General features: G+C 49.1%; 16 protein-coding genes. 10 read left to right on the top strand and 6 right to left on the bottom strand.

Translation table 11 applies throughout. From position 1 onward, the window contains the following. Positions 1-26: 26 nt before the first annotated feature. The 5 genes from ICL55_RS35620 to ICL55_RS33695 form a co-directional block, all read right to left on the bottom strand. Entirely contained in the window at positions 27-3,209 is a 3,183-nt protein-coding gene (locus tag ICL55_RS35620; protein WP_188106198.1) for a PKD domain-containing protein, read from the bottom strand. Positions 3,210-3,492: 283 nt separating this feature from the next. After that, entirely contained in the window at positions 3,493-4,509 is a 1,017-nt protein-coding gene (locus ICL55_RS33710; RefSeq protein ID WP_188106196.1) for a polysaccharide deacetylase family protein, read from the bottom strand. 114 nt (positions 4,510-4,623) lie between these two features. Then, positions 4,624-5,880 carry a methionine adenosyltransferase gene (gene metK / locus ICL55_RS33705; RefSeq protein ID WP_188106194.1) on the bottom strand — a complete coding sequence of 419 codons (1,257 nt, stop codon included), beginning with the start codon at positions 5,878-5,880 and terminating at the stop codon, positions 4,624-4,626. Between the two features lie 20 nt (positions 5,881-5,900). After that, complete coding sequence (locus tag ICL55_RS33700) at positions 5,901-7,259, bottom strand: DUF4270 family protein (protein ID WP_188106192.1); 1,359 nt, start codon at positions 7,257-7,259, stop codon at positions 5,901-5,903. 52 nt (positions 7,260-7,311) lie between these two features. Further along, entirely contained in the window at positions 7,312-8,130 is an 819-nt protein-coding gene (locus ICL55_RS33695; RefSeq protein ID WP_169226173.1) for a glycogen/starch synthase, read from the bottom strand. A 110-nt stretch (positions 8,131-8,240) separates the two neighbouring features. On the opposite strand from ICL55_RS33695, the gene panC reads away from it, so the two are divergent. From panC to amaB, 9 genes are all read left to right on the top strand, one after another. After that, complete coding sequence (gene panC / locus ICL55_RS33690; protein WP_188106187.1) at positions 8,241-9,104, top strand: pantoate--beta-alanine ligase; 864 nt, start codon at positions 8,241-8,243, stop codon at positions 9,102-9,104. Positions 9,105-9,331: 227 nt separating this feature from the next. Then, positions 9,332-9,676, top strand: a complete 345-nt coding sequence (gene panD / locus ICL55_RS33685) for an aspartate 1-decarboxylase (RefSeq protein ID WP_078672978.1) — start codon at positions 9,332-9,334, stop codon at positions 9,674-9,676. A gap of 45 nt (positions 9,677-9,721) precedes the next feature. Further along, positions 9,722-10,741 carry a lysylphosphatidylglycerol synthase transmembrane domain-containing protein gene (locus ICL55_RS33680; protein ID WP_188106185.1) on the top strand — a complete coding sequence of 340 codons (1,020 nt, stop codon included), beginning with the start codon at positions 9,722-9,724 and terminating at the stop codon, positions 10,739-10,741. Between the two features lie 267 nt (positions 10,742-11,008). Continuing rightward, on the top strand, positions 11,009-13,186 hold the full coding sequence (ppk1, locus tag ICL55_RS33675) for a polyphosphate kinase 1 (RefSeq protein ID WP_188106183.1): 2,178 nt from the start codon (positions 11,009-11,011) through the stop codon (positions 13,184-13,186). A gap of 156 nt (positions 13,187-13,342) precedes the next feature. Then, entirely contained in the window at positions 13,343-14,242 is a 900-nt protein-coding gene (locus ICL55_RS33670; RefSeq protein WP_188106181.1) for a Ppx/GppA phosphatase family protein, read from the top strand. A 78-nt stretch (positions 14,243-14,320) separates the two neighbouring features. Then, a complete protein-coding gene (gene panB / locus ICL55_RS33665; protein ID WP_188106179.1) occupies positions 14,321-15,136 on the top strand; it encodes a 3-methyl-2-oxobutanoate hydroxymethyltransferase in 816 nt (271 codons plus the stop codon). 545 nt (positions 15,137-15,681) lie between these two features. Continuing rightward, a complete protein-coding gene (locus tag ICL55_RS33660; protein WP_188106177.1) occupies positions 15,682-16,752 on the top strand; it encodes a saccharopine dehydrogenase family protein in 1,071 nt (356 codons plus the stop codon). Between the two features lie 42 nt (positions 16,753-16,794). Beyond that, the gene (locus ICL55_RS33655) at positions 16,795-17,685 is read left to right on the top strand and encodes a DUF1338 domain-containing protein (RefSeq protein WP_188106175.1); all 891 of its coding nucleotides are present in this window, start codon (positions 16,795-16,797) and stop codon (positions 17,683-17,685) included. A 23-nt stretch (positions 17,686-17,708) separates the two neighbouring features. After that, a complete protein-coding gene (gene amaB, locus ICL55_RS33650; RefSeq protein ID WP_188106173.1) occupies positions 17,709-19,238 on the top strand; it encodes an L-piperidine-6-carboxylate dehydrogenase in 1,530 nt (509 codons plus the stop codon). Positions 19,239-19,924: 686 nt separating this feature from the next. On the opposite strand, the gene ICL55_RS33645 is transcribed toward amaB, so the two are convergent. Then, positions 19,925-20,455 carry a hypothetical protein gene (locus ICL55_RS33645; protein ID WP_188106166.1) on the bottom strand — a complete coding sequence of 177 codons (531 nt, stop codon included), beginning with the start codon at positions 20,453-20,455 and terminating at the stop codon, positions 19,925-19,927. 325 nt (positions 20,456-20,780) lie between these two features. On the opposite strand from ICL55_RS33645, the gene ICL55_RS33640 reads away from it, so the two are divergent. Then, a complete protein-coding gene (locus ICL55_RS33640; protein ID WP_188106164.1) occupies positions 20,781-22,472 on the top strand; it encodes a S8 family peptidase in 1,692 nt (563 codons plus the stop codon). Positions 22,473-22,501 lie beyond the last annotated feature (29 nt).

The following is a 22,501-nucleotide window of genomic DNA, read 5'->3' as shown; positions in this document are numbered from 1 at the left end:
ATCAGGCAGCGTGGCTGCCTGATGCATCAATATATTTTAATAAACTTCTTAACGATTTTAAGTGCATCTCCGTCTGTAACATGCAGGAAATAAACACCACAGGGCAGAAAACTAACGTCGAGGCTTCGCTGCAGATCAGATACCTGCCCGAGATTGATGGTAGACATCACAGCACCGTTGCCTGCCAGGATACGCAGCACCGTATAAGCCGGTGAAGCCAGCGACAGGCGCAGCTGCAATGTATTATTGACCGGATTGGGGAAGATGGCGAGTTTGTTGGTGCTGTCGGGATGCTCGTCACTTTTTTTGACGGTGATGATGACCACAGCAGAAGCAGTATTGTTATTGTCGTCCGTGACGGTAAGCATGAAGTAGTACACCCCCGGCACCGTGAAGGTAACCGGTGTTTGTGCAGCGCCAGGGTCCAGTATCTGCACGCTGGCAGGTCCCTGTTGGAGTTTCCAGGTATAGGACGTGATGGTGCCGTATGACACAGAAGAACCGGTACCATCCAGGGTAACCGTACTATCCGGCAATCTTATTTCCTGATTTTTGCCGGCATTGGCAATCAACGTTGCTGCACCGCGTGGTTTTACGATAACCGTCACGCGGGCGGCATCGGTAGCCCCTTTGTTGTCTGTAACCGTTAATGCAAAAACATAAGACCCTTCCGTCACCAGTCCGCTCACGCCTGTTTGCGCCTGGTCTGTTGCAGCAATGCTGGCAGTAGCAGGGCCGGAGATCTGTGTCCACTTATAAGCGGCGATGCTCCCGTCGGGATCGTAAGAATCAGTACCATCCAGCGTTGTGGCGCTAACGGGCAACGTGATCGTAATATCGTTGCCGGCGCTGGCTACCGGTGGTTTATTGGACGGTGTAGCACCGGTATATTCATCTGCCCCCATATCCCACGCCGCACCGGAAGGCCGTGCGTCTCCGTCTATATCGGTTTTGAAATAAGCCGAGAGGTCTTTCCCTTTGTCGATGGCCGGTGAGCCGGCAGCCAGGTGAAAATCATTATTGGCAACATCCACGAATTTCGCGGCATTGACATCCGCCAGCGCTACGTTGTTGGATAGCTGCGCATCAATGCCGGCCTGTACATTCAGATAGTCTGCCGTGCCTTGCGGGCTGCCACAATTCACCGTCAGGTTGTTGTAGAAGAGATTACCCTTTGCCACCGTGGAGAACGAATTCTGCATACGAATACCGTCCCTGCCGGCACTCACCACGGTATTGTTAAACACGTAGGCCTGCAACGGCGTGTAGTCGGGCTTGGTAGGTCTGTCATCAATGAAGATAGCGTCCTGCCCTACCGCTGTTCCATCCTTCCCTGCATCCACCACGATGTTGTTGTAGATGTAGGATAAGCCGGTACCGAACAGTTCTATGCCATTACCGGTACCTTTGATTACTGTGTTGTTATATACTTTACCGTTAGACAGCCCACCGAGAATGATACCGGCCTGTTGACTGCCTTTGTTGGTGGTACCGAAATTGTAAACTTTGTTATTGAAGATCTCCACGTTCTCCGGCGCAGAGGCTACCTGAATACCGTCCCATCCTGTATTCTGGGTAGTAACGTTATATATTTTCAGGTTGTAGATACGCGGAGGCAGCAGGTTGAGCGTATTGCCGTTGCAGACAGTTTCTGTACCGCCGGGCGCCGTGTTGCCGATATACATCCCCTCTCCCGTCACATCGTGAATGTACAGGTCATGTAATTTCACGTTGCGTATTTCAAAATAAGGGGCCTGATTTTCCGTTTCACAGTCGGGGTTGACCTTCGCCATCACCCCCACTTCAGAACCGGTAATTTCAAACCTTTCTGCTTCATAGTCCGTACAGCCTTTCCCGATAGCCAGACCGGAGCTGAGTTTTTTAGAGACGCCGTTGACGACAAATCCGTATTTCTGGCTGCTGCCGGAACCTGTTACTTTGAAATATTTGACGTTGTTGAATACGAGGCCGTAGTTACCGCCGTTCCCTATTTTCACCTGCCCGCCGCAGTTGATGAACACGATCGGTTTGGCGCCGGTGCCGCTGAAGTTGAAGAACTGTATGTAGGAGTAGTCACCTGCCTGCACGCAGACCGTATCGCCGGGCTGTACATTAAGATTATTACCGTTGATATAGGCGCCGCCGTCGGCTCCTTTGGTGACGAGGAACTTACAACTGCCGCAACCGCCGCTGGTGGCGGCTGTTACCTGCACCGTCACTTTAGCGCTGGCTTTCAAACCTGCATTGTCCGTTACCGTGAGGGTGAACACATACGTGCCTGCCTTCAGGTTGCTGACGGTGGTGCGTGCTGCGCCCGGGCTGGCGATGGTAGCCGCGGCCGGACCGCTTTCCTGTTTCCATTCAAAGGCGCTGATGCTGCCGTTGGAGGCAGAAGAAGTGGTACCGTCGAGGGTGGCAGTGCTGACCGGCAGTGTGACCGCAATATTGGATGCTGCTACGCGCGCTACCGGCGCGGGAGTACTTCCCCCCTGCCGGAACTGTAACATCCATTCGTAAATATTAGGATTCTGATAAGCATGCGTGGCATCGTAGGCACGGTCCCATACGCCATCATCATGGCCGCCGCCGGCATAGAAAGTAGACAACGGCTTGCTGGACGGATTACAGCTTTGTATACGGCTGGTATAGGTGGTCTGATAGCCTGCGAAATTATCGGTGCTGCCGCACAACATCCAGCTGCCCAGATTGGCCGTGGCGATGTTACAAAGGCCGCCCAGTTTCGGAACGTCGATCGGTGCCGAGGAAACCGGAACAATAGCGGCGAGATTGGCAGCATAGTTGCTGCCGCTGGCCACATAATTCAATACACCATATCCGCCTGCGCTGAGTCCTGTCAGATAAATCCGGGAGGCATCCACCCGGTACTTGGCTTTCATATCGTCAATTACGCTCTGCACCATCTTTTCATTCGCCCATCCATCCGGAATCTGCGGTGATACCACAATGAATTTATAGAGCTTACCGCCTACGGTAAACTGCATGTTGGCGCCTTTGCTGATGACACGCGGCACTCCGTGGGCCAATACTGTATTGAGAGAGCCTCCATCGCTTACGCCATGAAGAAAAATCAATAACGGATAATTGTCGGAAGTTTGGGCATAGTCATCAGGAAGGTGCAACCAGGCACCTGTGGTAGCAGAGGGGGCAATCTTTACCGTGCTTTGTGATTGGTTTCCCTGCGAAAACACAACATGAGCATAGCAAATCGCACAAAGTATAAGGCAGGTGCTGACGAATGACCTGTAACTGAAATGGTTCTTCACGATTGGCTAAAAATTAAATAAGGTGCCTACAAATACCTCATAAGGACTAGTTAACTGCAAAACTGATGCAAACAAAAATAGGGTAGAATTATGTTTTTTTAAGAAAAAAACAAATATAAATGTTTGAATAATCCAATGAAAAATTTTATATATAAAACATTACAATAGATATTGTTATGCGATTAAAATAGAATATAATATTTTAATATTAATTTCGTTGAATATTGTTTTGTCTACATATCTTTTTCAGCCGGCCATAAAGCAGGATACCTTTTACCGCTTGTGCTATCGGTAAGGAAGGCCTTTCACAATTAAAACGGTGCAGAATACGGGGAGAAATATCCTGTCGCTGGTTACCTGTCCCAAACACTAAATCCATCGGATTTTCTTCGTGAAACAAGCGGTCAAAGAAGGCACGGCTTACGCCTGCATCGCTGTGGGGGAAAGCGAACACACGATAGTCGATGCCAAATTCCCTGACAAGGTACTCCACGGATTCGCGGGTCTGTGTCAACTGCTGTTCCAGCGTCAGTGCTGAATAATAGGGATGATCAACACTATGCCCGCCAATGGCAAATCCATCAGCCAGTAATGCGTTCACCTCTGCTGTGGTCATAAAGGGCCGTTGCTGCTGTAGGTAGTCGTCAAAAGAAACCTGCAATAGTGCCGCCACCTCATCCGCCAGGTCTTTATTGCTGTACCGAATGGTTTTCAATGCTGCGGCCAGTCCGCGCTCATCATAAGGCAGCAGGGCCGCTGCTTCCTGCAGTACCGCTGCACTGTAGGACTTCGTCTGCAAGGCTTCTATCAGCAGACTGATTTTAAACTTATAGAAGAGCGTACGGTTGTCCAGAAAAGCATTGTTCAGGAAAAACACCGCAGGCACGCCTTTGCGGCGCAATAGCGGTACAATGACTTCCGCCACCTCCCGCAGTCCGTCATCGAAAGTGAGCAGAAAAGCGTTGTCCGGCAGGGTGAGCTGCCCCCGCGATGCCTGTATCACTTCCTGTAAGGTAACGGGTTTAAAGTGGCGCAACAGGTAATCAACATCCTCTTCAAACAGCCGCTCGTTCTTATAGGGGTACAGATGTTTGATATGGGGAACCGCTGCATTGTTAACGAGATGATGATAAGGCAGCAACAGGCGCATAGGTAACGGGTGCTGCAATGTCTTTAACGGGATTAAACCAGCCGCATGGTAAAATGCCTTCTTGGCCAAACTCATACCGGATAATATTATTGTACTGTAAAGATAACAAAATGAAGATGGCATCCAAAGGAAAGGGGCTGTCTGCATCTGGTGATGCCGACAGCCCCTTTGGTCAATAGCGAAATAATATTAAAGTGCGAAAGCAGCTTTTACTTTATCCACGTAGTCGAGTTTCTCCCAGGTGAACAGTTCTACTTCTACAGATTTCTCATTTTTCTTGCCTTTGTTGAACACTTTGGTGATCACCTGCGGATCGCGGCCCATGTGACCATAAGCAGCAGTTTCGCTGTAGATCGGGTTACGCAGTTTCAGGCGTTGTTCGATAGCATAAGGACGCAGGTCGAAAATTTCTTCTACTTTCTTAGCGATCGCGCCGTCGTTCAGGCCCACTTTAGCAGTACCGTAAGTATTTACATATACGCCGCAGGGTTTAGCTACGCCGATAGCGTAAGATACCTGTACCAGTACTTCGTCACATACACCGGCAGCCACCAGGTTTTTGGCGATATGACGGGTAGCGTAAGCAGCAGAACGGTCTACTTTGGAAGGATCTTTACCGGAGAAAGCACCACCACCGTGAGCTCCTTTACCACCGTAAGTGTCTACGATGATTTTACGGCCGGTCAGTCCGGTATCACCGTGAGGGCCACCGATCACAAACTTACCGGTAGGGTTGATGTGATGTTGAATATCGTAGCCTTCGAACAGTTTTTGCAGTTCTGGTTTCAGTTTTGCTTTCACGCGGGGGATCAGGATATTGATCATATCCGCTTTGATCTTCGCCAGCATTTCAATATCCTCAGCGAAATCATCGTGCTGTGTAGAGATAACGATGGTATCAATACGAACAGGTTTGTTGTCATCGGAATATTCGATGGTAACCTGAGATTTCGCGTCCGGACGCAGGTAAGTGATGTCTTTGTTTTCACGACGCAGGGCAGCCAGCTCCAGGAGGAGTTTGTGTGCCAGGTCCAGTGCCAGCGGCATGTAGTTCTCGGTTTCACGGGTAGCGTAACCGAACATCATACCCTGGTCGCCTGCACCCTGTTCTTCCGGAGAAGAACGGTCCACGCCCTGGTTGATATCGGGAGACTGCTCATGGATAGCGGAGAAGATACCACAAGAATTGGCTTCAAACATATATTCACTCTTGGTATATCCGATTTTACGGATTACTTCACGGGCGATGTCTTGTACATCCAGGTAAGCTTCTGACTTTACCTCTCCCGCGAGTACCACCTGACCGGTAGTAACCAATGTTTCACAAGCTACTTTGGAAGACGCATCATATGCCAGAAAATGATCGATCAGTGCATCAGAAATCTGATCTGCGACTTTGTCAGGATGTCCTTCTGAAACTGATTCAGACGTAAATAAATAAGGCATAAAAGTATGGATTAGCGATTTTAAGGTTTTGTATAAATGATTCGCAATTTAATGTTATACTGAGACAGATTGCTGCCACCAGCTTTTACGCGGTCAATATCCGCATAACTGGTGCGGAGCGCCTGCAGTCGGAAACCAGTGTTGGTTTCTTGCTTTTTAATTAACATCTGCAGGAAGGTTCCAATATTGAAGGAGTACTGGGAAACCTGTACGCCGCCGAAATTAGTGATGACTACTTTTTTACCACCAAAATAATCATCACCACGAACAGTGGCATCTATCACTTTTTTGAGGGTATCGCCAACGCCGGTGTATTGCGTAAGCATAAGCCTGGCTGGTTCCGAGAAGATATTGTTCATGTCACCGGATCCGACAGTGATCTGGGTAATCACCAGTTCTGCCTTATTGATCACAGCGTTGGGGAAATTTTCCAGTCCGGGGATCAGCAGGTTGGTATACAGTCCCGGTGTGCTTTGCAGGAACAGAATACTGTCCCCGTTGGTGTTGCCGGTATTGATAAATCTGCTGGCCTCTGAACCATTATAGTTACGTGCAACAAAATTAGCGTGGCCGCTATTGGCGCCGAAGCCAAAGGTAGCACGCAGCGAATCATCAACAGCATTCTTATAGAAAACGGTCAGCTTGGTATTAGCACCGCTCATATCGAAAAACAACATGTTGCGGTTGGCACCGGAAGTGGTATCAGGGACCAAAGCAAAACCTTTCAGATAAGCCCGGAAAGTGGAGTCGTTAGTGAAAGCACCATCTGATTTCTGTTGCAGCAGGTCGTTACCAAAAGCGCTGGACAGCTTAATACGCAGCTGCGCTGATTCTTTGGTGCCGTAAACGCTGACAGAGTCACGTATTGATAACGGAGAGACGGTGGCAGTACCCAGCAATTCACCCGGGTTGTATTGTAACGGTTTGTTGTAAGCGTAGTTGGAATCTCTTCTGAATCCCTGTTCAGACATCCTGTAAACGCGATAGGTCTGTGCAGTGGTAGAATCTCCTTTGTAGCCCAGATAGGCGAGCGACAATACGACAGAATCGAGGGTTTGTCCGGAACCGGTGAAGGTAAAGGCACTGGAAGGCAGGCCTACCTGCATGAATACAAAAGCATGGGTTTTGCCAAAAACAGGGTCAGTGGTAATGGAGCCCAGCGCTTTCTCATAAAAGTTATAACCGTTAAAAAACAGCGAGTCGTACTTGTATATGTTATTTGCAACGATGCCATTGATGGTAGTGTCCTGGCCATTCACAAAGTCGCCCGGAGGAATAAGCCCCTTTCCGAGGATAGTAGACTCGTTGCATCCGGAAACACCGTACAACAGCGCAAAAGAAGCGGCTACAAAGCTAAGGTTCCTGAAATTAATCTTCACGCGTTAAGATTGTAAGTTTAAATGAAGTTGGCGAAAATTCACCAAATATAGGTTATTTACCAAGCAGTTGATTGTAAAGTGCCAGGTAATCAGCAAGATCATCATTGTCTTTTTTGTAAGGTAAGATGATTTTGCCTTTTTCCGCCTTCAGTTCATCCACAACTTTTTTCTCCACCTTCTCTCCGGCCAGTACTACTGCGTCAGCATACTTACCGGCCCCTCTGTTTAACGCTGTGTTGGTGCCCTCTTTAAAGAGCTCCAGATCTTTTTCCTTGATCTGGTTGCTGATGGTTGCCTTCTTGATAAAGGAAGCTCCCAGCTTTTCCTTGAAGCTATTGGGGGACAAAGAATAAACAATTTTGGAATGGGCGAAAACCGGTTCCTTCTTGTACGCTGTTTTCAGGTACATCGGGATCAGGGAAGTCATCCATCCGCTGCAATGAATAATGTCCGGCGGCCATCCGAATTTCTTAACGGTTTCCAGGGCGCCTTTACAGAAGAATACAGACCTCGCCGCATTGTCATCAAAAAACTCTTCATTTTCATCTGCAAATACGGTCTTCCGCTTGAAATAATCCTCGTTATCCAGGAAATACACCTGCAAACGGGCATTCGGCAGGGAGGCCACCTTGATGATAAGCGGGTAATCATCCCCGTCTATCACAATGTTGATTCCGGACAATCTGACCACCTCGTGCAAGCGGTGTCTTCTCTCATTAATAATTCCAAATCTTGGCATGATCACTCTCACCTCCAGGCCAGCCTCATTGGACTTAATTGCCATTTTATTGACCATCGCCGCATAATCACTCAGTTCCAGGTATGGCGACATCTCTTGGGCAATAAAAAGAATTCTTTTCTTTGTGGACATTTAACGCTGATTATTAATGCAGTAATTTTTAATTTGGCTTGCAAAATTACGGATTTTTTACGGAATATTGGCCAATCTGTCAGTTTTAACATCCTTTTAAGCAATGTTTTATGTATCTATTTAAGCGCAGCAATGACCTGAAGAAGCACCTGGACCTGGTAAGAAAAAGCAGCAAAAGCATTGGTTTTGTGCCTACTATGGGAGCCCTCCATAACGGACACCTGTCACTTATTCAGGAGGCCAAAAAAGAAAATGACGTGGTCGTCTGCAGCATTTTTGTCAATCCGACACAATTCAACGATCCCAAAGATTTTGAAAAATATCCCATTACTATTGAAGAGGATATTAAGAAATTAAATGATGCGTCCACAGATATACTCTTTCTGCCATCTGTTGAGGAAATGTACCCGGAAGGACTGGCAGGTGGTGAACATTATGACTTCGGCGACCTGGAAACCATTCTCGAAGGCAAATTCCGTCCCGGCCACTTCCAGGGGGTAGGTCGTATCGTACACAAATTACTGGATATTGTGCAGCCCCACAAGCTTTTTATGGGGCAAAAAGATCTGCAACAATGTTTAATAATACGTAAATTATTACAACTCACCAATTCAAAAGTAGAATTGGTCGTTTGCCCTACCCTGCGCGAACCGTCTGGCCTCGCCATGAGCAGCCGTAATGAACGCCTCTCTCCCGCCGCCCGCAAAAAAGCCGTCGCCATCTATCAGGCACTGCTCAGGCTCCGCGACGAATTCGGGAAAGGCCTCTTCCTCCTCGAAGCTGCCCGCGAAGCTTTCGATGCCCTGAAACAGCAGGATTTTGAACCGGAATACGTTGACATCCTCCTGCTGAAAGACGGCCACCTCAGCCACATGGACGAACCACCGGGAGATCATACCGTCATCGCTGCCGTAGCCGCCTGGCTCGATGGCGTCCGGCTGATCGATAACATGATCCTCCAGGGAGCGATCTAGTCACGCAAAGGCGCAAAGCAGCAAAGACGCAAAGAAAATTTTTAAGAATTATAAAAAAGCAAAGGAGCGGAGATCAGATCTGATCTCCGCTCCTTTGCTTTCTCTGCCCGCTTGTATAAACTTTGCGTCTTTGCTGCTTTGCGCCTTTGCGTGAAACCCTTTGCCGGAATACTTTTTTTCCCTAGCTTTGCGAACTGCTTATTTAGCAATTATAGTTCAGAACAATCATGCAAATAGAAATATTAAAGTGTAAGATCCACCGTGCGGTTGTAACGGAAGCTAACCTGCAATATGTTGGAAGTATTACAATAGATGAAGACCTGATGGACGCTGCCGGCCTGATCGAATACGAAAAAGTACAGGTGCTGAACGTCAACAACGGTGAAAGACTGGAAACGTACGTCATCAAAGGTAAAAGAGGTTCCGGCGTTATCTGCATGAACGGCCCCGCTGCCCGCCTCGTTGCTCCCGGTGATGTTGTGATTATTATTTCCTATGCCACAATGGACTTTGAAGAAGCAAAGAAATATACACCTATTGCCATTTTCCCCAAAGAAGGGAACAAATTATAATCCCTTCATTTTAACATATCGCTAACACCCTAAAATCTTTGGATGATGCCCAAAACGCTTAAGAACGTCATTAAGTTTATATGCTTTTTCGGCATCGGGGTGCTCCTGATATGGCTGGTCACCAAAGACCTTACTCCGGAACAATGGGACCAGATCAATGCTGCTTTCCGCAGAGGCAACTATTGGCTGGCCATCCCCGCTGTGGTGATGGGCCTCCTCAGTCACTGGCTGCGTGCCACCCGCTGGAAACTGCTCATGAAACCACTGGGGCACCAACCTTCCACCCTCAACACCTTCTTTGCCGTGATGGTCGGATACCTCGCCAACCTGGCCGTTCCCAGGCTCGGGGAAGTAACCCGCTGCGGCATCCTCGCACAATACGAAAAAATCCCGGCCGATAAACTCGTAGGCACCATGATCGCGGAAAGAGCGGTCGATATGCTCTGCCTCCTGCTGTTGATCGCCGTCACCATCCTCACACAGATAGATGTACTGGGCGCCTATGTGCACCACGATATCTACCTCCCCATCGCCGCCAAAATAGCAAATGCCAACGGCATGCAGCTCCTGTTGCTGGTGGCCGTGCTGATAGTAGCCGTCCTTGCCCTTCTCTGGCTCCTGCGCCGCTTTGCCCGCTCTAAGGCGGCCATCACCGTAAAAGCACTGGCCAAAGGCGTTATGGAAGGTATCTTATCGATCGGCAAAATGGAGAACAAATGGTCGTTCATCCTCCAAAGCATCCTCATATGGGGCTGCTACCTCTCTCAGGTGTATATCGGCTTCTACTGCCTCCAGGAAACTTCTCATCTCGGCATCAGCGCGGCCCTCGCCGTACTCATGATCGGCAGCATCGGCATGATCGTCACTCCCGGCGGTATCGGCGCATATCAGGCACTGGTACAAAAAGCCCTTGAACTCTACGGCATCACCTACGTGATCGGCTACGCTTTCGGCTGGATCATCTGGGTAGTACAAACACTGCTCGTCGTGTTCGTAGGATTTCTTAGTCTCGTGGCCCTGCCCATCCTCAACAAAAAACAGACAGCGGCGCCGGCCAAATCCTGATCAAACACTTTTCACAACACATTTACACCGGCGTATAAGCGCAGGCGTTATTGTTATGGGCCGGGATATCTATCGATTGATGACCCGCTTTTGTCCCCCCTGTTATCGTGTTCAATCTCCTTTATTTTAGGTGGATGATTAAGTTTTGTTCCCCACTGCGCTGATTTGACAGGTTTTTCTTAACTTTAATTTAATGGCATTACATCCGCGAAAGCTGTATTATCGTGGATTAAACAACGTGAATTTTTTGAATGTAAACTCGTTTGTATGAAGATGCCGCATACGGAGAATCTGGAAATTATGACACCAACTATAGTACCCACAAAGAAAAATACCAATAAGAAAAATACGGCCAAAAAGCCCCTGGTCCCCAAAGCGCCGGTGCTCCCCGCAAAAAAACTGATCGCCCGCGATATCAGCTGGCTCTCCTTCAACGCAAGAGTACTACAGGAAGCCGCAGATACCAGCGTGCCCCTGCGGGAACGTATCCGCTTCCTCGGCATCTTCTCCAACAACCTCGATGAATTTTTCCGTGTCAGGGTAGCCACCCTCAAACGCATGATGTCGATCAACAAGTCGAACAAAATGCACCTGGAGGAAAACCCCGGAAAAATACTGGACGATATACAGGCCACCGTTATAGACCAGCAACGCGAGTTTGACCGCATCTGGAAAGACATTGCACAGGAACTGGAAACAATGCATATTTTCCTGCGGACAGAAAAACATCTCAACCGGGAACAACAAAAATTTGTGCTCAACTACTTCAATGAACAGGTGCGCACCAATATCATCCCGCTGATGATTGAAAGTATCCAACAGTTCCCCATCCTGCGCGATAAATCCATCTACCTCGCGGTAGTGCTGGCCCGGCAGGACAACTCCGTACGGCAGAAATTTGCACTGATCGAATTACCGTCCAACGTGCTGCCCCGCTTTATCATCCTCCCTTCCAAAGAAGGCGAACATGATATCATCCTGCTGGAAGACCTGATACGCTTCTGCCTCCCGCATATCTTCTCCTACTTCGGCTACGACAAGTTCTCTTCCCATATCATCAAAGTAACCCGCGACGCGGAACTGGACATCGATAACGATATCTCCGACAGCCTTATCCATCAGATTGAAAAAGGCCTGAAAGACCGTAGGAAAGGCAAGCCGGTACGGTTTGTATACGACAAGGACATCGACCCCCTGCTGCTCGAATACCTGATCCGCAGAATGGGCCTCTCCGGTAAAGACAACCTTATTCCCGGCGCCCGTATCCATAACTTCAAAGACTTTATGGATTTCCCGGAATCGATCTTCCCACCACATACTCACCGCAAAACCTTTATCCATCCACTATTTGCCGATGCCCCCAGCGTCATGCACGTGATTCAACGGCAGGACGTGATGCTGCACTTCCCCTACCACTCTTTCGATACGATCATCGATCTGCTGCGGGAAGCCGCCATCGACCCGAACGTATCGTCCATCAAAATCACGGCGTACAGGCTTGCCCGTAATTCCAAAATCGTGAATGCGCTGGTGAACGCCGCCCGTAACGGAAAACATGTGACCGTGGTGCTGGAACTGCGCGCCCGCTTTGATGAAGCCGCCAACCTCGACTGGAAAACACGCCTGGAAGATGAAGGCGTAAAAGTATTCCTCGGTATTCCGGATATGAAAGTGCACGCTAAATTGTGCGTCATCAAAAAACGAATTGGCACCAAAACCGTGCAGTGTGGCTTCGTGAGCACCGGCAACCTCAACGAACGGACCGCCCAGGTATATGGCGATCATTGCCTGCTGACGGCCAACCGCTCGGTGATCGCCGACATCAACCGTATCTTCTCTTACCTGGAAAACGCCCGCCACGATGTCAAAATTCTGGAAGGCTGTAAAACATTGCCGGTAAGTCCGCTCAATATGCGTGATACCTATATCCGCCTGATTGACCGTGAAATCAAGAACGCTAAAAACAAAAAGAAAGCCGGTATGGTGTTGAAGATGAACTCCCTCTCCGACCCCATCCTCATCGGCAAACTATACGAAGCAGCCAAAGCCGGCGTAGACATCAAGATGGTGATCCGCGGTATCTGCTGCGCCTATACCGAAAATAAAAAATGGAAAAAAGATATCACCGCTGTCAGCATCGTGGATGAATACCTCGAACATGCGCGCGTGTTTATCTTCCACCACGGCGGCGCCGAGAAAGTGTTCATCGCCTCCTGCGACTGGATGGTGCGTAACCTCGACCACCGCGTGGAAGCAGCAGTGCCTATAACGGACCCGGATATACGTAAAGAACTGGCCGACATCATGAACATCCAGCTCAGCGGCAATGTGAAAGCCCGTATACTGGACAACGAACAAACCAATCACTACAAGAAAGAAGGGGATAAAAAAGTGCGCACACAAATCGAGATTTATAAATATCTGCACGACAAGCAGTACAAATAAGACGTAGTTATTTTGATATTTAGTTATTTATAAAGCCATGCCTCCACACTGCTCTCTAAGTAACTAAATATCAAATTGCTCAAATAACCAAATATTCAAATGACCAAATAGCCAAATGAAGTGTTATTTTTGTGTCTCAAAACAGACTGATAATTAATGAAGTTAGCTGCGATTGATATTGGTTCCAATGCCGCCCGGTTGCTGATCTCCGAAGCATCACCCAACAGTGCGGGCACGATGGACTTTACCAAAGTGAACCTGGTAAGAGTGCCGCTGCGGCTCGGTTTCGACGTATTTGACCATGGCTCTATTTCAGACAAAAGAGCCACACACCTGATAGATACCATCAGGGCCTACAAATTGCTGCTGGACGTTTACGAAGTGAAATACCTGAAAGCATGCGCTACCTCTGCCATGCGTGACGCTTCCAACGGCAACATGATTTTGCAGGAAGTAAGAACACAAACCGGTATCGATATCCAGATCATCTCCGGACAGGAAGAAGCCTCCTATATTTACGAAAACCACATCGCCGAACATCTCGACAAAACAAAGTCGTATCTCTATATTGACGTGGGCGGCGGTAGTACCGAGCTCACGCTCTTCAGTGGCACCCGCCTCGTTTTCAAGGAATCATTCAATATCGGTACCATCCGGCTGCTGCATCAGCAGGTGCCTGACAGTGCCTGGCAACAACTGAAAGATTTTCTCAAACAACAACTCAGAAACATCGGGCCCGTGATCGCTATCGGTTCCGGTGGCAACATCAACAAAATATTCTCGCTCTCCAAACGCAAGGAAGGCAAGCCACTTTCGCTCGATACCCTGAAGGACTACTACAAGGAATTCAGTGCCTTCACCGTGGAAGAACGCATCCACGCCTACAATCTGCGGGAAGACCGTGCAGACGTGATCGTCCCCGCCCTTCAGATATACATCAATGTGATGCGCTGGGCCAGCGCCGAGGAAATATATGTGCCCAAGATCGGTCTCGCCGACGGGCTGATACAGGCGCTATACAGGGAAATCGCCGTTCCGGCAAATGGTTTCCAGTGACCACACATAAAATAATTTTCCTTTTTTCTTTTTATATCATAACCTTTGAGGAATTATTTGGTATAAAATAACACTGCTATGTCTGTGCACAAGGAAGCAAAGCGTATTACCACGCATGTTTTACAGAAGATGAAAGTGGACGGAGAGAAAATCTCCATGCTCACAGCTTATGATTTCTCCATGGCCAAAATATTTGACGATGCCGGTATAGACATTATACTGGTGGGCGACTCCGCCTCCAACGTCATGGCCGGTCATGAAACAACCCTGCCCATTACGCTCGACCAGATGATCTATCACGCATCATCTGTTATACGCGCCATCAAACGCTGCTTTGTGGTAGTAGACCTTCCCTTCGGTTCCTATCAGGGCAACTCCAAGGAGGCGCTCAGTTCTGCTATCCGCATCATGAAGGAGACAGGCGCCCACGGCATTAAAATAGAAGGCGGCGAAGAAATCATCGAATCCGTCAAAAGGATCATCTCCGCAGGCGTGCCAGTGATGGGGCATCTGGGCCTCACGCCGCAGTCCATCTATAAATTTGGTACCTACGCCGTACGTGCCACAGAAGAAGCCGAAGCCAAAAAACTGATCGCCGACGCCAAACTGCTGCAGGAAGCCGGTTGCTTCGCGATTGTACTGGAAAAAATCCCCGCTACCCTCGCCAAAGAAGTGGCAGAAGCGGTACATATTCCGATTATCGGCATCGGCGCCGGTAAACATGTAGACGGCCAGGTGCTGGTGATGCATGACATGTTGGGCATCAACAAAGAGTTCAAACCCCGCTTCCTCCGCCGTTACCTCGACCTCTATACAGAGATCTATGGTGCAACGCAGGCTTACATCAAGGATGTAAAAACGAAGGATTTCCCGAACGATAACGAACAGTACTAACGCTCGCGTGCTCGCTGGGTTCTCGCAAAGGCGCAGAGCAGCAAAGACGCAAACAATAGGTTTTTTAAAACTAAGCAAAGGAGCGGAGATCAAAATTTGGTCTCCGCTCCTTTGCTTTCTCTGTTTGCTTACTCATTTTCTTTGCATCTTTGCTGCTCTGCGCCTTTGCGTGAAAAAACTTTACGCCGCCGCGTGCAATTTCTCCGCTTTTTTACCTATATTAGCTCTTTCATTATCACCAATGAATTACCTGTTAAACATACAACTCTCTCTTCTCTCCTATCTGCGGAGCACCTGCTCCCATGTGCCATGAGTTGGAAAGGCAGGTAATATTTTTTCCCTGAACATATTTTTCGTAGGTCCCTCTCTGTTAGGGATCCCTGTTGCGCTGTAACGGACGCACCGGCATTTATTTTATATAATGCCGATATTATGCCCTGCAAACTTGGTAAATTTTACCAGGTGCTGTCCTCTTGTATAAGAGTGGGCATACTGTGCTTACGTTTCAGCCAGTATCTGTCTATTATTAATAATTCCAATAGATTATGAAACGTGTAATGATTATCGGCGCCGGCAAGATCGGCGAAACAGCAGCATTCCTGTTACAACAGTCTGGTGACTACCAGGTAACACTGGCAGACAGTAACCAGGCCTTGCTGGACAAATGTACCGACAGTAACATCGGCAAAGCCAGACTGGACGTCAACGACGCTGCCGCGCTGGAAAAAGCCCTGGAACCACAGGACATGGTGCTGAGCGCCTGCCCTTTCTTCCTGAACGTAAAAATCGCTGCCGCTGCCGCCAAAGCGAAAACACACTACTTCGATCTCACCGAAGACGTGGCGACCACCAATGCCATCCGCGAAATTGCACAGAACGCGGAAGTGAGCTTTATGCCACAATGCGGACTGGCGCCGGGTTTCATCAGCATCGCCGCTTATGACATCGCCAAACAGTTCGATACCCTCGACTCGGTAAAACTGCGTGTAGGTGCCCTGCCACAGTTTCCCACCAACAGCCTGATGTACAACCTCACCTGGAGCACAGACGGCCTGATCAACGAATACTGCAATCCCTGTGATGCCATCTATGAAGGCGAACGCAAGGAAGTAATGCCCCTCGAAGGCTACGAACGTTTCGCCCTCGATGGCATAGAATATGAGGCTTTTAATACGTCCGGCGGACTTTCTGCCCTCGCCGAAATACTGGATGGCAAAGTATACAACCTCGACTATAAAACGGTACGGTATCCCGGCCATTGCCAGCTGATGAAAATATTGCTCAACGAGCTGAAACTCAATAAAAAACGGGATGTGCTGAAGGAAATTATGGAAGATAGCATACCTTTCACGCCGCAGGACGTGGTGTTGGTATTCGTTTCCGTGTCCGGTATGGTGAACGGTCGATCAGTACAGCGCTCCTACTCCCGTAAGATCTACAATCAGGAAGTAGGCGGCAAAGACTTTACCGCTATCCAGCTCACCACTGCCGGTGCAGCCTGCGCGGTGATAGACCTCCATGCCAAAGGCCTGCTGCCCGGCAATGGATTTGTAAAACAGGAAGACGTGATTTTCAAAGACCTGATCAGCAACAGGTTTGCTCAATATTATAATTAGCAGTCAGCCACAGGCTGGCCGCAGGAAGCTCAAACAAACGCCATGTTACAAGAAGTATTAAACGGCCTGATGAGCCGTTACCAGGAGCGGGTGCCAGACGTGTCAGCAGTCATCGCTGCCATGGTCAGCAAAGGATTAATCGGGAAAGCGGACGATATCGAAAACGATCATATCGCCTTCCGTACCATGGGAGTACCGCAACTCGGCGTACAGTCGCTGGAGAAGATCTTCCTCCACTACGGCTATACGAAAATGGACCACTACTATTTCGCGTCCAAAAAGCTGGATGCATGGTGGTATGCGCCACCATTGCCGAAATATCCGCGCATCTTTATCAGTGAGCTGCGGGTGAAAGACCTGAGCCAGGCGGCGCAGGATATCATCATCAGTTACACCGATGAAGTAAAAGTGGACCCCGTAACGCTCCTGGACCTGGACGACAGCAAAGCGGTGGACACCTTCCTGCACAGTGGCCTCTGGCGTACCCCTACGCTGGCGGATTTCCAGACGCTGGCTGCTGAAAGCGAATATGCCGCCTGGGTGATTTATAACCGCTACTACCTGAACCATTTTACGGTGAGCGTACATAATCTGCCCGCAGGATACAACACCATTGCGGAGTTCAACCAGTTCCTCGAACAAAACGGTTTTATCCTCAATGACGCCGGCGGAAAAATCAAGACCAGTCCCGACGGTAAACTGCTGCAAAGCGCCACAGTAGCAGGCATGATACCGGCCACCTTTGCCGGTGGCGACACCATCAAAATCGCCGGCTCCTATGTGGAATTTGCAGAAAGGAAAGTGCTGCCGGAATTTGCAGATCTTCCAGCTACCGCCATCCGTCGCGAGCACCGCCGGGAAGGCTTTGAAGCGGGGAATGCCGACAAGATCTTTGAAAGCACGTACTCTACCCAAACGAAAAAAAGTTCCTAATTTAGTCTATTAATACACCCACCATGGCAGATGATATTTTAAAAGCTTTTGGCATCAGCACACAACAGAGCGGCGTCAGCACCGGCAAACACTGGCTGGAAGCCGGCGGAGCAGACATCGTGTCCGTATCACCGGTAGACAATAAAACCATTGCCACCGTAAAAAGTGCTGACCGCAGCAACTACGACGCGGTGATCGCTGTAGCCCAGGAAGCATTCAAAGAGTGGCGCCAGTGGCCAGCTCCGAGAAGAGGAGAAATTGTGCGCCAGATCGGCGAAGCGCTGCGTGCACATAAAGAACAGCTGGGCCGCCTCGTTTCCTACGAAATGGGTAAAAGCCTCCAGGAAGGTTATGGAGAAGTACAGGAGATGATCGATATCTGCGACTTCGCGGTAGGCCTCTCCCGCCAGCTCTACGGCCTGAGCATGCATTCCGAACGCCCCGGCCACCGCATGTATGAACAATGGCATCCGCTGGGTATTACCGCTATTATTTCCGCCTTTAACTTCCCGGTGGCGGTATGGAGCTGGAACTCCATGCTGGCATGGGTTTGCGGCAACGTATGTGTTTGGAAGCCTTCCGAAAAAACACCCGTGACCGCCCTGGCATGTCAACGTATAGTCGAAACCGTATTCGCTGCCAACAATGTCCCGGAAGGCGTTTGCTGCCTGGTGACCGGCGGCCGTGAAACAGGCGAATGGATGTCCAACGATCATCGTATTCCGCTGGTATCCGCTACCGGCTCCACCCGTATGGGCAAAAGCGTAGGCGCCGCCGTAGGAGCACGCCTGGGCCGCTCCCTGCTGGAACTGGGCGGTAACAACGCCATCATCGTGTCTAAAGACGCCGATCTGGACATGACCCTCATCGGTGCTGTATTTGGCGCAGTAGGTACTGCCGGCCAACGCTGCACCTCCACCCGTCGCCTCATCATTCATGAAAGCGTATACGATGCCTTCACCGCCAAACTGGTAAAAGCATACGCACAGCTCCGCATCGGTAACCCGCTGGATGAAAAGAACCACGTAGGCCCCTTGATCGATAAAGATGCAGTGAACGCTTACCTGAGCACTATCTCCCAGGTAAAAGAACAAGGCGGCACCTTCCTCGTGGAAGGCGGTGTCCTCGAAGGAGCAGGATATGAATCCGGCTGTTACGTGAAACCCTGTATCGCTGCCGTAGAAAATACCTACGCCATCGTACAGCACGAAACCTTCGCGCCCATTCTTTACGTGATGAAATACCAAACCCTCACCGAAGCCATCGCTATGCAGAACGACGTGCCTCAGGGCCTCTCCTCTGCCATCATGACGCTGAACCTCCGCGAAGCAGAACAGTTCCTGTCTGCCGCCGGTTCCGACTGCGGCATCGCGAATGTCAACATCGGTACTTCCGGTGCAGAGATAGGCGGCGCCTTCGGCGGTGAAAAAGAAACAGGTGGCGGCAGAGAAAGCGGCTCCGATGCATGGAAAGCATACATGCGCCGCCAAACCAATACCATCAACTACTCCGACAAACTGCCGCTGGCACAGGGCATTAAATTTGACCTGTAACCGGCCAACAACAAATAACCAAAGGGCATATCCGAAAGGATGTGCCCTTTTTTATGCCTGTATCCGTCTTCATTCCCTCCCAGGGCTGAAGCCCTGGGCTACGTTGTGTTTCAGTTTCTTTGGGATGATGGGTCTAAATGTTTACGTAAATACTCCCTCAAAGAGCTGAGCCACGAGCATTACTGCCCTAAATAACAGATCTTAGCCGGAAACGAATTTGAATGACAACATAGCCCAGGGCTTCAGCCCTGGGGGATCAAATCAGATGGAATACAACGAACCCAAACGGATGAGACCGGAAACAGGCGGACCGAAACGAATCAGACGGATCAGATCAAAAAACCAAAGGGCCGACCATCCTGGCCAGCCCTTCTATGATAAAGTTTTTGATAATCAAATTTGTGGTTAAACTCCTGGCTTCTTCCAGCTCCGAGGCTTTGCCCCGGAGCTTTTAACATTCATGTCAGGATGCGCTCCTCCCTGATCAGATTTAAAAGCGGTTGATAAAATTTCCCTGCAAACACAGGGCTTTCCTCTACATACATCGACTTACACAATTTCCGGATTCAAAGTTTTTAAAAAAGTAGCGAGGTTAGAGAACCCCGCTTTTCGTTAAACGGAAACCATGCTTATGAGAAAAATATCCGATAGCGGGAAGCCATCAAATATTCTTCCGACTATAAATATTAGACTTTTTTTTGAATATTCATATTCAACTTTTGTGCTACGGCAGTATTATTTCCAAGTACGCGGACAATCAAAAACTGACCTGATCCTTTATCATAAAGGGTTCTGACTGTTTTTGCCCTTACACCAAGGCTTCTGGCCATAGCAGGAATATTTTCCGGATTTCCACAAATAACGATTGTCTTGCCCCTGTTTTGTCTGACAATGCAGTCCAATACACAGTCTCTGGTCTCCTGATCTTTCGTTACCCAGTAATAAACCGGCTGTAATTGCCGTAGTTCTGATAATGGCGTTACTGTCTGTACAGCCTTGTTGACGTAAATGGTATAAATAGCGGCCACGTCGATATGCCGGCAGGCCTCTGTAAAGGAACGGGTCTGGTCCCGCCCTTCATCACTAAGGCCGGCGGATGGTGATGATTCCTCTTCCGCTGCGTTCACGAAAATAACGGTGGTCACTTTTTCAGGGCCGGTGGCAAAGGCGGCATTACCGGCAGCCAGCAGGGTGGCTAGAATAGCAGTTTTCAGCATGACGGTAGTTTTTAATGATGAGGTAATACAAAACAAAATCACAAGGGGATATTCCCCTGAAATGGGCGCCTGATGGGGAAGAGAACGTTACAGAGGAAAAGAAAGGAACCGTCGTAAAGGTAGGTTTTCCCCGCGAAATTATAGCAGTAATGTGATGGGTGGACAACGCGGCTGTTTAGCTCCCATTACCTGATAAGAATGGCCACTCATATAATTTTCTCCAGTTAACCAACAAATAGTGCGCTTATCATTAAAATTCGCCCGTTCTAAGCCTTTTTCTATACCTTTATTCGCATCATGATATTTTAATTATTAATTATAGAACATGAAATTGTTTAGTCGAGAGGTTGCAGTCTTGGCATGTGTTGCATTGACGGCTGCTTTTACAACAAAATCCAGTGCCCAGAGTAAAACCCAGGTACCGAAAAACTGGCAGTTACTGAACTATGAGACCGACAGTGTTTACGGCACCAATACCGAAAAAGCCTACAAAGAGATACTGAAAGGGAAAAAAAGCACACCGGTGATTGTCGCGGTAATTGATTCCGGTATTGATACCCTCCATGAAGACCTTAAAGGCATCCTGTGGACCAATCCGGGCGAAATACCCGGCAACGGGAAAGACGACGACGGGAATGGTTACATAGACGATATTCACGGCTGGAACTTCCTTGGCGCTAAAGATGGCAGCAGCCTGAAAGAAGACTCCGATGAAGCTACCCGCGAATACTATCGCTACAAAAACAAGTACGGTGATCCTGACTCTACGCTGGATAAGAATTCTAAGGAATATGCCATCTGGCAAACCCTCAAACAGAAAATAGAAAAACCCAGCTCCCAGACCAAGCTGCAGTATAAATCGATGGCCAAACTTCAGGAGAACGTCAACAAATGCGAAAATATTCTGAAGACCTACCTCAATAAGGAAGACTTTACTGTTGGCCAGCTCGACAGTATCCAAACCACCAATCAGGATGTGCTCCTGGCGCGCAACTTCATGACCCGGCTGCTGAAAAGCACAGGCGAAGAGCCTGCATCTTTCGGTGAATTCAAAATGGAATTCGATGCCTACATGGGCGACCTGAAAAGAAAAGCTGAAGCCACAGAAGTGCCACCCAATCAAAACCGCGAAAAGATCGTGGGCGACAAATACGAGGATATCACCGATACCAAATACGGCAACAACGACGTGATGGGTAAATTCGGCTTCCATGGCACCCACGTTAGTGGTATTATCGGCGCCCTCCGTAACAACGGGGCAGGTATCGACGGCGTGGCCGACAACGTGCGCATCATGGCGGTAAAAGCAGTGCCTGATGGCGATGAAAGGGATAAAGACGTGGCCCTGGCGATCCGCTATGCGGTAGACAACGGCGCGCAGATCATCAATATGAGCTTCGGTAAACCCTACTCTCCTCACAAAGACTGGGTGGATGATGCAGTTAAATACGCACAAAAGAAAGGCGTATTGCTGGTACATGCAGCTGGCAACGATGGCGCTAACAACGACTCAGTGCCGAACTACCCTAACCCGGATTTTGCAGATGGCAGCCCCCGTGCGGACAACTTCATCACCGTAGGCGCCAGCGGCAATGGCCAGGCTCCTGATAAAGTAGCAGGCTTCTCCAACTATGGCAAAAAGAACGTGGACCTCTTTGCGCCCGGCGTACAGATCTACTCTACCATTCCTGGTGGCAATAAGTACGGCAGTGCCAGCGGCACCAGCATGGCAGCACCGGTAGTGGCCGGCGTGGCCGCCCTCGTGCTCTCCTATTATCCTGAGCTGAGCGCCCGTCAACTGAAATATATTCTCGAAAAGAGTGCAACACCGCTCCCTGATGGTACCAAAGAAGTGAACAAACCAGGTACACAGGACGAAAAAATTGACTTCGCGGATCTTTCTGTCAGCGGTGGTGTGGTGAACACTTATGAGGCCTTAAAACTGGCTGCCACCATCAAAGGCGAAAACGTGAAGAAGAAGAACAAAGCGAAAATGAAACCGGTTAGAAAAAACTAGCTCACGCAAAGGCGCAAAGCAGCAAAGAG

The organism is Chitinophaga varians, from assembly GCF_014529945.1.
GTDB lineage: Bacteria > Bacteroidota > Bacteroidia > Chitinophagales > Chitinophagaceae > Chitinophaga > Chitinophaga varians.
Note: the sequence above shows the minus strand (reverse complement) of the source record. Positions and strands in the feature narration are given on the sequence as shown.